Consider the following 13,741-nt stretch of genomic DNA (forward strand, 5'->3'; position numbering starts at 1 on the left):
ATCCATAAAAGAAGAGCTTTCTAATGAGCTGCCATCGTATATGATACCTAACTATATAATGCAGATAGAAGAATTACCAGTAACAGTAAATGGAAAAGTGGATAGAAAAGAACTTCCAGAAATAGATAATATTCAGGCTGCAGGATCAGAATATGAAGCTCCAAGAAGTAATATTGAAGAAAAGTTAGTAAAAATATGGAGAGATGTACTAGTTAAAGAAAGTATAAGTATAAATGATAACTTTTTTGATTTAGGAGGGCATTCATTAAAGGCAACAACCATCATAAATAGAGTAAATAGCGAATTTGATATAAGAATAAATGTAAAAGAATTATTCGAAAATCCTACCATAAAGACGTTTAACAAAGTTATATTAACACTAGATAAAAAACAATGTTTAATTATAAATAAATGTAGAGAAAAGAAAGAATATTATAAGGCATCTTCAGCCGAAAAAAGAGTATTTGCATTGTGGGAAATGGACAAGTCAAATATTGTATATAATATTCCTGTCATAGTAGAAATATATGAAAAAATTAATAAGGAAAAGATAGAAAATATATTAAACAAATTAATACAGAGACATGAAGCATTAAGAACGAGTTTTTATGTAGTAGATGGAGAAATTGTACAAAAAATAGAAGAAAACTGGCAGTTAGATTTTAAATATGAGGAATGTAATGAAACAATAGTTAAAGAAAAAATAAGAGACTTTATAAGACCTTTTGATTTGAAAAAAGCTCCTTTAATGAGATGTAAGCTTATAAAAACAGGAGAAAAAAAATATATATTTATGGTTGATTTCCATCATATAGCAACAGATGGGGTATCTATAAGTATATTAATGAAAGAATTTATAGAATTATACAGAAGCAACAATTTAGCAGAGCCAGTATTACAATACAAGGATTTTTCAGAGTGGCAAAACAGTTTTGACGAAAAGGGCGAATTGAAAGAACAAGAAGAATATTGGTTAAATAGATTTAAAGGTGACATACCAATATTAAATATTGAATCAGATTATGAAAGACCTAGTGTAAAAAATCATGAAGGATATCGAATAAATTTTACTGCAGACAAAGAATTAACGGAAAAATTAAATCATATTGCAAAGAATACGGAAACAACACTATATTTAGTATTGCTGGCCTCATATAATGTAATGTTATCCAAGTATAGTGGTCAAGAGGATATTGTAATTGGAACGGCTCAAGCCGGAAGACCTTATGCAGAAATTGAAAATGTAGTAGGAATGTTTGTTAATACTATCGCGTTAAGAAATTATCCTAATAAAGATAAGACATTCAGAGAGTTCTTAATAGAGGTTAAAAATAATACATTAAGAGATTTTGAGAATTCAGATTATCAATTTGAAAAATTAATCAAAAAACTAGATATAAAACGAGATACAAGTAGAAATCCATTGTTTGATGTAATGTTTTTACTTGAAGATATGGATTTTAATTCAGAAGCAGAGATTAAATTAATTCAGCCAGAATTTAATATATCAAAATTTGATTTGACGTTAACAGCAGCAGAAATAGTGGAAGGCATAAAGTTTAATTTAGAATATTGTATTAAATTATTTGAAAATGAAACTATAGAAAGAATGAAGGAACACTTTATAAATATATTAAATTCTATAACAGATGATTTAGACATTAAAATAAAAGACATAAATATAATTTCTGATGAAAAACGAGAATTATATATTAATGATATGAAAAAGGTTAAGAATGTCATTGATGAGTTAGAATTTGATTTTTAGAATATTATAAGCACTAATAAATAACAGTATTTAAAGTTATTTATATGAGGAGATGGGATATTGTGGAGAAAAACAATGAAATAAAAGAACTTCTTTTAATGGAAGAATTCAAAGAACAATTAACATATTGGGAAAAAATTTTAGATAGCGATTTAAATCGAAATGAAATACCATATATTAGCAGCCAGTTGAATAATAAAACAGTAGAAGCTGGAAGCGTGTCATTGAGTTTTCCAAAGGAAATAGCAGAGAAAATATTAAAATTAAGCAGTTATAAGGATTTAAATTTACTTATTGTATTATCTTCAATATTAAAATGTTTATTAAACAAATATACAGCACAAAGTAGTAATTATGTTATTACTCCTGTATTAAAAGATAATGAAGTTAATAAGTATAATAAATCTACAGTAATAAAATCAACGGTAAGCAATACAATGAGTTTTAAAAAGATAATAGTAAGTGAAAAAAATGTTTTTTCAGAAGCATATAAAAACAGCTATTATCCAATGCAAGTTATTATGGATAGATTAGGAATCCATAAGGAAAATAAATCAAATATCTTTAATGTAGGATTTATATTTGAAAATGTTCATGATGTAGATTACATTAAGGACTATAATTTTGAATTATTATTTATATTTAAGAGAAATGACAATACTATTCAATTGGAAATTAGTTATGATAAAAGCAAATTTAAGAGTAATGACATTGAAGATATACTAAATAGATATATTATTCTATCAGATAATTTAATAAAAGATGCTGATTTGTCCATAGGAGAAATAGATGTTATAAATGAGGAAGAAAAAAATAAAATAATAAAAGAATTTAATAAAACAGAGTCACCTTATGAAAAAGAAAAGACAATACAAGAGTTATTTGAAGAACAAGCAGAAAAAACGCCAAATAACATAGCTGTATTATTTGAAGGCAACCATTTAACTTATAAAGAGTTAAATAAGAAGTCAAATCAATTAGCACTACAATTACGAGAAAAAGGTGTAAAATCTAATGTAATAGTAGGAATAATGGTAGAGAGATCTCTAGAAATGATGGTAGGGATAATGGCAATACTAAAAGCAGGAGGAGCATACCTACCAATTTCACCACAATATCCAATAAATAGAATTGAATATATAGTGGAAAACAGTGGTATGAAGCTTTTACTAACTCAAAGCAGTTTTATAGAGAAAACAGAAGAGTTGAAAGGTAAGGCAGATATAATAAATTTAAATAATAAAGATATATTTACAGGAAAGGATACTAATTTAGAGCTGGTAAATACATCTAAAGATTTAGCTTATATAATATATACTTCTGGATCAACAGGAAATCCAAAAGGTGTTATGATAGAGCATCATTCAGTGATAAATAGACTAAACTGGATGCAAAATAAATATCCAATTGGAGAAAATGATGTGATACTTCAAAAAACACCATTTACTTTTGACGTATCAGTATGGGAGTTATTCTGGTGGTCGTTCGTAGGGGCAAAAGTCTGTATGTTATGTCCAGATGGAGAAAAAGATCCACAAGCTATTATTGATGCAGTAAATAAATATAATGTTACAACAATGCATTTTGTACCTTCAATGTTAAGTATATTTTTAAGCTATATTGAAAATTCTTCTGATAAAGAATCCATTAAGGACTTGAGAAGCTTAAAGCAAGTATTTTCAAGTGGAGAAGCATTAAATGTAGAACAGGTAAATAGATTTAATGCAGTAATAAACAGCAGTTTAGGTGCTAAGTTATCAAACTTATATGGACCTACAGAGGCTACGGTAGATGTAACATATTTTGACTGTTCAGAAGGACAAGAACTGAAATTAATACCTATAGGAAAGCCGATAGATAACATAAAATTATATGTTTTAAATGAAAATAAAAGACTTCAGCCGGTTGGAGTTCAGGGAGAATTATATATATCTGGAGTGGGAGTTGCAAGAGGATACTTAAATAGAGAAGAACTTACAAAAGAAAAATTTATAGACAATCCTTTTGAACTAGGTACCAAGATGTATAAGACAGGAGATTTAGCAAGGTGGATATCTGATGGGAATATTGAGTACTTAGGAAGAATAGATAATCAAGTAAAAATAAGAGGTTTAAGAATAGAAATAGGGGAAATAGAAACTCAGCTTCTAAAATCAGAAGAAATAAAGGAAGCAGTAGTAATAGACAGATGTGACAGTAATGGAGAAAAGTATCTTTGTGCTTATGTAACTTCAGATGAAGCAATATCATCCTTAACATTAAGAGAAGAACTTCTAGATGAACTGCCAGCATATATGATTCCAAACTATATAGTACAAATAGAAAAATTACCATTAACAGCAAATGGAAAACTTGATAGAAAAGCGCTTCCAGAACCAGATGTATCACAAATGATAGAAAAGGAATATGAAGAAGCAAGAAATAAAATTGAGGAATGTTTAGTTAAGGTATGGGAAGAAGTATTAGGAATAGAAGGTATAGGAATCAGCCATAATTACTACGAATTAGGTGGAGATTCAATAAAATCAATACAAATAGTATCAAGACTTCAAAAATATGATATAAGTCTTCAAGTTAAAGATATAATGGAAAATCCAACAATAAAACAATTAAGTGAGAAGGCTAAGTATAAAACTAATGAAATAGATCAAAGTGCAGTTGAAGGAGAAGCAGAATTAACACCAATCCAAAAATGGTTTTTTGAAAATGAGTTTTCACAGAATAATCATTGGAATCAGGCTTTTGTTTTATATAAAAAGGACGGCATAAAGGAAGAAATACTAAAAAAATCTTTTGTAGAAATCTTAAAACATCATGATGCTTTAAGAATGATATACAAAGAAGATGGCGATACAATAAAACAAGAAAATAGAGGTTTAGAGTTAGTAGAGGAGGCATTTACCTTAGATGTCTATGATTTAAAGGAAGAAGAAAATTATAAAAATACCATAGAGAAATTATCAAATAAACTACAAGAAGGTATGGATTTAGAAAAAGGTATTTTGGTTAAATTGGGCATATTTAACACTAAAGAAGGGGATTATCTGCTTATAGCTATTCATCATATAGTTGTTGATGGAGTATCTTGGAGAATATTATTTGAAGATTTAGAAACTCTTTATGAAGCTATAGAAAATGAAAAACACATAGTATTACCAAAGAAAACCATTTCGTATAAAGAATGGGCGGGAAAGCTTTTAGAACATGCAAATAGTAAAGAAATTCTAAAAGAATTAGAATATTGGAGAAATATAGAAAATCTACAAGTGAAAGAACTTCCTAGAGATTTTCAAAAATGTGAAAGTGATATGGAAGAAAGTAAAAGTATCAGCATAACTTTTACAAGGGAGGAAACAGAAAGACTTCTTAGAAAAACAAGTACAGCCTATAACACTCAAATAAATGATATACTGCTTTGCTCATTAGGATTAGCAGTAAAGGACTGGAGTGGAAATGAAAAGACACTTATAAATCTAGAAGGTCATGGAAGAGAAGAAATTATAAAAGATATTTCTATAGATAGAACAATAGGATGGTTCACATCTATGTATCCAGTAATTCTAGATATGACTTGTAGTGAAGATATATCCTATTCTATTCAGAATACTAAAGAAACTCTAAGACATGTACCTAATAATGGTATAGGTTACGGATTGCTAAAATACCTTACAAGTGCAGAATATAAGAAAAATACTGATTTTAAACTGAAGCCAGAAATAATCTTTAACTATCTTGGAGAACTTTCACAGAAAGAAGATAAAAAACTATTTAATCATTCCGATTTAACAGGCGGTATGAGCATTTCCGATGCAAATAAGAAATTAAGTAGTATAGATATTAATAGTTTTGTCTCAAAAGAAGAACTAAAAGTTATGTTTAACTATAGTATTAAAGAATATAAGGAAGAAACAATAGAGGAATTAATTAAGATATACAAAAATCACTTAATTAACATTATAGAACATTGTGAAAATAAAAAAGAAGCTCAAAAAACACCATGGGATTATGGTGATGATAATTTAAGCATAGAGGATTTAAATAAAATATTATCTAGTGAAAAAAACATAGAAAAAATTCACTTATTGGCACCAATGCAAGAAGGAATATTATATAATTCAATGCTTAATAAGGGGTCTTATACATATTTTGAACAATTTACATTTGAGATAGCTGGTACATTAAAATTAAAAATGCTACAAGATTCAATAAATAGTCTTGTAGAGAAACATGAGATATTAAGAACAGCATTTTTCTATGATGGTATAACAAAACCAAAACAGGCAGTCTTAAGAAAAAGAGAAATAGGAGTAAATTATGAAGATATAAGCAGCTTTGATGAAGAAAAGAAAAAAGGATATATAGAAGAATTCAAGAAAACAGATAGAGATAGAGGCTTTGATTTAACAAAGGATTGTTTAATAAGAGTATCAGTAATAAAGATAAAAAATAATAGGTACAAGCTAGTTTATAGTTTTCATCACATAATTATGGATGGTTGGTGTATAGGTATAATAATGCAGGAAGCAATTGATGGATATAAAGCATTATGTTTAGGAAAAGAAGTAGTTTTTGAGAAAACTGAACCTTACAGCAAGTATCTACAATGGCTTGATAAACAAGATAAATCAGAAGCATTAGGGTATTGGCAGTCATATTTAAATGAATATAAACAAGAAGTAACACTTCCTACACTAAATAGAAAATCCAATAGCTTTAATAATAAAGAAGAAGTTATTACATTAGAAACAGCCATGACATCAAATTTAAAAGGTATAGCAGAGGCAAATAATATAACAATAAATGCAGTGATTCAAACTGCTTGGGGAATATTACTACAAAAATATAATAGTGCGGATGATGTGGTATTTGGTTCTGTAATCTCAGGAAGACCAAGTGAAGTTAAAGATATAGAAAAAATGGTAGGATTATTTATAAATACTGTACCTGTAAGAATAAAAGGAGAGGATAATACAGAATTTAAAGAATTAGCAAAGAAATTAAATCAAGACTTTATTGAAGCAAATGTATACAATTATTGTTCACTTGCTGAAGTACAATCTTTAACAGACATGAAGAATAAGCTTATAAATCATATTGTTGTATATGAAAACTATCCTTTAGATGAAAAATTAATCAATACGGATATGAGTGGGAATGAAGCTAATATTGTAGGTCTTGAAGGATTTGAACAAATAAATTATGATTTTGGAATTATAATATCTCCAGGCAACAAACTAAGTATAAGAATAATGTATAACGGTAATGCATATAGTAAAGAAATTATAAATTCAATAGGTGATAATCTATATAATGTGTTAAATTCTGTAGCATTAAATCCAAGTGTTAAATTATCTGAAATAGATATGATAAGTGAGGAAGAAAAAAATAAAATAATAAAAGAATTTAATAAAACAGAGTCACCTTATGAAAAAGAAAAGACAATACAAGAGTTATTTGAAGAACAAGCAGAAAAAACGCCAAATAACATAGCTGTATTATTTGAAGGCAACCATTTAACTTATAAAGAGTTAAATAAGAAGTCAAATCAATTAGCACTACAATTACGAGAAAAAGGTGTAAAATCTAATGTAATAGTAGGAATAATGGTAGAGAGATCTCTAGAAATGATGGTAGGGATAATGGCAATACTAAAAGCAGGAGGAGCATACCTACCAATTTCACCACAATATCCAATAAATAGAATTGAATATATAGTGGAAAACAGTGGTATGAAGCTTTTACTAACTCAAAGCAGTTTTATAGAGAAAACAGAAGAGTTGAAAGGTAAGGCAGATATAATAAATTTAAATAATAAAGATATATTTACAGGAAAGGATACTAATTTAGAGCTGGTAAATACATCTAAAGATTTAGCTTATATAATATATACTTCTGGATCAACAGGAAATCCAAAAGGTGTTATGATAGAGCATCATTCAGTGATAAATAGACTAAACTGGATGCAAAATAAATATCCAATTGGAGAAAATGATGTGATACTTCAAAAAACACCATTTACTTTTGACGTATCAGTATGGGAGTTATTCTGGTGGTCGTTCGTAGGGGCAAAAGTCTGTATGTTATGTCCAGATGGAGAAAAAGATCCACAAGCTATTATTGATGCAGTAAATAAATATAATGTTACAACAATGCATTTTGTACCTTCAATGTTAAGTATATTTTTAAGCTATATTGAAAATTCTTCTGATAAAGAATCCATTAAGGACTTGAGAAGCTTAAAGCAAGTATTTTCAAGTGGAGAAGCATTAAATGTAGAACAGGTAAATAGATTTAATGCAGTAATAAACAGCAGTTTAGGTGCTAAGTTATCAAACTTATATGGACCTACAGAGGCTACGGTAGATGTAACATATTTTGACTGTTCAGAAGGACAAGAACTGAAATTAATACCTATAGGAAAGCCGATAGATAACATAAAATTATATGTTTTAAATGAAAATAAAAGACTTCAGCCGGTTGGAGTTCAGGGAGAATTATATATATCTGGAGTGGGAGTTGCAAGAGGATACTTAAATAGAGAAGAACTTACAAAAGAAAAATTTATAGACAATCCTTTTGAACTAGGTACCAAGATGTATAAGACAGGAGATTTAGCAAGGTGGATATCTGATGGGAATATTGAGTACTTAGGAAGAATAGATAATCAAGTAAAAATAAGAGGTTTAAGAATAGAAATAGGGGAAATAGAAACTCAGCTTCTAAAATCAGAAGAAATAAAGGAAGCAGTAGTAATAGACAGATGTGACAGTAATGGAGAAAAGTATCTTTGTGCTTATGTAACTTCAGATGAAGCAATATCATCCTTAACATTAAGAGAAGAACTTCTAGATGAACTGCCAGCATATATGATTCCAAACCATATAGTACAAATAGAAAAATTACCATTAACAGCAAATGGAAAACTTGATAGAAAAGCGCTTCCAGAACCAGATGTATCACAAATGATAGAAAAGGAATATGAAGAAGCAAGAAATAAAATTGAGGAATGTTTAGTTAAGGTATGGGAAGAAGTATTAGGAATAGAAGGTATAGGAATCAGCCATAATTACTACGAATTAGGTGGAGATTCAATAAAATCAATACAAATAGTATCAAGACTTCAAAAATATGATATAAGTCTTCAAGTTAAAGATATAATGGAAAATCCAACAATAAAACAATTAAGTGAGAAGGCTAAGTATAAAACTAATGAAATAGATCAAAGTGCAGTTGAAGGAGAAGCAGAATTAACACCAATCCAAAAATGGTTTTTTGAAAATGAGTTTTCACAGAATAATCATTGGAATCAGGCTTTTGTTTTATATAAAAAGGACGGCATAAAGGAAGAAACTATAAGAAAATCTTTTGTAGAAATCATAAAACATCATGATGCTTTAAGAATGATATATGAGAAAGATGGAGATGAAATTAAACAGAAAAATAGAGGCTTAGAGGCAATAGAGTCTGCGTTTACTTTAGATGCCTATGATTTAAAGGAAGACGAAAATTATAAAAATACCATAGAGGAATTATCAAGTAAATTACAAGAAGGTATGGATTTAGAGAAGGGAATCTTGTTAAAGTTAGGAATATTTAATACTAAAGAAGGGGATTATCTGCTTATAGCTATTCATCATATGGTTGTTGATGGAGTATCTTGGAGAATATTATTTGAAGATTTAGAAACTCTTTATAAAGCTATAGAAATGCAAGAAGAAATGGTATTACCGCAAAAAACTACTTCTTATAAAGAGTGGACAAGAAAACTTTCAGAATATGCATATAGTAAAGAATTTCTAAAAGAATTAGAATATTGGAAGTCAACAGACAATACCCTAATAAGAGAAATTTCAAGAGACTATGGAAAAGCTGAAAGTAATGTTAAAGACAGCAGAAGTGTTTCTATAAGTTTTTCAAAAGCACAAACAGAAAAACTTCTTAGAAAAACAAGTACAGCTTATAATACTCAAATAAATGATATACTGCTTTGCTCACTAGGATTAGCTGTTAAAGAATGGAGTGGAAATGATAAGGTACTTATAAGTCTAGAGGGGCATGGAAGAGAAGAAATTATAAAAGATGTTTCTATAGATAGAACAATAGGATGGTTTACGTCTATATACCCAGTGGTTTTAGACATGGCTTATAGTGAAGATATATCTTATTCTATTCAGCAGACTAAAGAAACCTTAAGGCATATACCTAACAATGGTATAGGTTACGGTATATTGAAATATTTGGCATGTAACCAAAATAATAAAGATATTTCTTTTAAATTAAAACCTGAAATAAGCTTTAATTACCTTGGAGAATTCATGCAAAAGGAAAGTAAGGATTCATTTAGTTATTCTAAATTAACAGGTGGTATGACTGTTTCAACTGCAAATAAAGAATTATATTCTATAGAAATAAATGGAATAGTTTCAGAAGGAAAATTACAAATATTTTTAAACTATAGTACTAAGGAATATAAAAAAGAAACCATAAAGAATTTATTACAAGTATATAAAACAAATTTAATTAAAGTTGTAGAACATTGTGAAAGCAAGAAAGAAACACAAAAAACACCTTGGGATTATGGTGATAATGAGTTAAGCATAGAAGATTTAAATAAAATATTATCTAGCGGGAAAGATATAGAAAAAATTCATTCTTTAGCACCGATGCAGGAAGGTATGCTATACAATTTAATACTTGATAAAAATTCTCATGCATATTTTGAACAAAGTGTACTTACACTCGAGGGAACATTAAGGGGAGAAATATTAAATAAAGTATTTAATATTCTTCTAGAAAAATATGAAGCATTAAGAACAGCATTTTTCTATGAAGATATAAGCAAACCTAAGCAGGCAATTTTAAGTAAACGAGAAATGTCAATACATTATGAAGATATAAGCAACCTCAATGAAGAAAAGAAAGAAAAATATATAGAAGAATTTAAAAAAGCAGATAGAGATAGAGGTTTTGATTTAACTAATGACTGTTTAATTAGAGTATCAGTAATAAAGATAAAAGATAATAAGTATAAGCTTATTTATGATTTCCATCACATAATTATGGATGGTTGGTGCGTAGGCATTATAATTGACGAGATAGTCAACATGTATAAAGCTTTATATGAAGAAAAAGAAATAGTAATTGACAGGGCAGAACCTTATAGCAATTATTTAGAATGGCTTGGCAAACAGGATAAAACTGAAAGTTTAGAATATTGGAAGAATTATCTTCAAGGATATGAGCAGGAAACAGTTATTCCTACCATAAAGAAAAAGTCTCAAAGCTTTAAGCCAGCTGAAGAACAAATTATACTAGATAATCTCTTAACAAGAAAATTGAAAAGTACAGCAGAATCAAATAATATAACAATGAATGCAGTAATTCAAACAGTATGGAGTATATTACTGCAAAAGTATAATAATACAGATGATGTAGTATTTGGATCAGTGATTTCTGGAAGACCAAGTGAAATTAAGGGTATAGAAAGAATGGTAGGACTTTTTATAAATACAGTACCTATAAGAGTAAAGAGCACAAAAGATATTGAATTTAGGGAATTAGCCCAAAAATTAAATAAAGATTTTATTCATGCTAATGCATATGGATATTGTTCACTAGCAGAAATACAAGCTTTAACAGATATGAAAAATAGACTTATTAACCATGTTACTATATATGAAAATTATCCTATTAATGAGGAAATGATGAACTCTAATAAGTATGAAAAATCCGAATTAAGTATTGTAGATTTTGAAAACTTTGAACAGACAAATTATAATTTAGAACTTGTAATCATGCCGGGCAGACAATTAAATATAAAATTAGCATATAACTGCAATGTTTATAGTAATGAGATTATAAAGTCAATAAAAAATAATTTCCATAATTTGTTGAATTGTGTAATATCTAAACCTAATATTAAGTTGGCTGAAATAGATATAGTAAGTACAGAAGAAAGAAACAAATTATTAAATGAATTTAATAAAACAGAGTCAGAGTATCAAAAGGAAAAAACTATACAAGAATTATTTGAGGAACAGGTAAAAAATATCCCTAATAATGTGGCTTTAGTATATGAAGGAAATAAATTAACTTATAAAGAATTAAATGAAAAAGCTAATTCCTTAGCTCGAGTTCTAAGGGAAAAAAATGTTCAAGCAGAAAATCTTGTAGGAATAATGGCTGAAAAATCATTTGAAATGATAATAGGAATGCTAAGTATATTGAAGGCAGGGGGAGTATATTTACCTATAGACCCTGAATATCCTAAAGAAAGAATAGAATATATTCTAAGAGATAGTAAAACTAGAATTATATTAACACAAAATAAGTATGTAGAAGGATTGTACTCTAATGTAGAAGTAGTGAACTTGGAAGATAGCAGAATGTATGAACATAATTGTGAAAATCTTCAAAGTATAAATACATCAATAGATTTAGCATATATAATTTATACATCAGGATCAACTGGACAACCTAAAGGTGTTATGGTAGAACATCGAAATGTATACAATTTGTGTAATTGGTACAATAAAAAATATAATATTGAATTAAATAAAAATACTCTACAAATGACAAATATATCTTTTGACGTATCAGTTGAGGAAATTTTTGGTGCACTTTTAAATGGAGGTACTATTTATATTCCTAATAAAGACATACTTTTTGATAGAAACAAATTTAAAGATTATATAGATGAAAATAAAATAAATTTAGTACAATTTGTGCCAGCAACTCTAAGTGAATTAATTGCTAAAAATAATAAGATGGAAAGTTTAAATGTAATTATTTGTGGTGGAGATCGATTAGATACTGTATTAAAAGATAATGTTCTTTCAAAAGGATATAAACTTTATAATCATTATGGACCAACAGAGACAACAGTAGATGCAATTTGTACTAAATGTAATGAGAGTAATGTAATTGGAAAACCGATACAAAATACTCAAGTATATATATTGGACAAGGATCAAAAATTACAGCCTATGGGAGTATCTGGGGAGATATGCATAGCTGGAAAAGGTGTGGCTAGAGGTTATTTCAATAGGCTAGAGCTAACAAAAGAAAAGTTTGTAAATAATCCATTTATTATTGGAGAAAGAATATATAAGACTGGGGATTTAGGTAGATGGCTGCCAAATGGAAGTATAGAGTTTCTTGGCAGAATAGATAATCAAGTGAAAATAAGAGGATTCAGAATAGAGTTAGGGGAAGTAGAGAGTCATATCTTGAAAATCTCAATGGTAAATGAGGCCGTTGTAATAGATAGGATTAATGATAAAGGAGATAAGTATCTATGTGCATATATAACGGCAGAAACTCAAATATCAGCCGCATTATTAAGAGAAAAACTTCTAAATGAAATACCTTCTTATATGATACCTAGCTATATAGCACAAATAGAAAAATTGCCATTAACACCAAATGGAAAGGTAGATAAAAAGGCACTTCCAGAGCCAGATTTATCAGAAATGATAGAAAATGAATATGAAGCTCCAAGAAATAATGTAGAAGAGATATTAGTTAATGTATGGAAAGAAGTATTAGGAATATATGGTATAGGAATTAATCATAACTACTATGAGTTAGGCGGAGACTCAATAAAATCAATACAGATTGTTTCAAGGCTTCAAAGGTACGATGTAAAGCTTCAAGTTAAGGATATAATGCAGTATCCGAATATAAAACAACTTAGCAAGATGGTGAAGCATGGAAAACTTCAAATAGATCAAAGTGCAGTTGAAGGTGAAGTAGAATTAGCACCAATTCAAAAGTGGTTCTTTGAAAATGAATTTTTAGAGAAAAATCACTGGAATCAAGCTTTTGTTTTCTATAAAAAGGATGGCATAAAGGAAGAAATACTTAAAAAATCTTTTGCTGAAATCATAAAACATCATGACGCCTTAAGGATGATATATGAAAAAGATGAAGCTAAAATTAAGCAAAGAAATAGAGGCTTGGAAGCAGTTGGAG

Annotated in this window: 2 protein-coding genes; both read left to right on the forward strand. The window is 28.4% G+C overall.

The window, feature by feature from the left end; all coding sequences use genetic code 11:
• The coding region (locus tag CLPUN_RS00470) for a condensation domain-containing protein (RefSeq protein WP_242954003.1) at positions 1-1,768 on the forward strand (1,768 nt) is incomplete at its 5' end.
• A gap of 62 nt (positions 1,769-1,830) precedes the next feature.
• On the forward strand, positions 1,831-13,741 hold an 11,911-nt coding region (locus CLPUN_RS00475), incomplete at its 3' end, for a non-ribosomal peptide synthetase (RefSeq protein WP_158078661.1).

It is taken from the genome of Clostridium puniceum (assembly GCF_002006345.1).
GTDB lineage: Bacteria > Bacillota > Clostridia > Clostridiales > Clostridiaceae > Clostridium > Clostridium puniceum.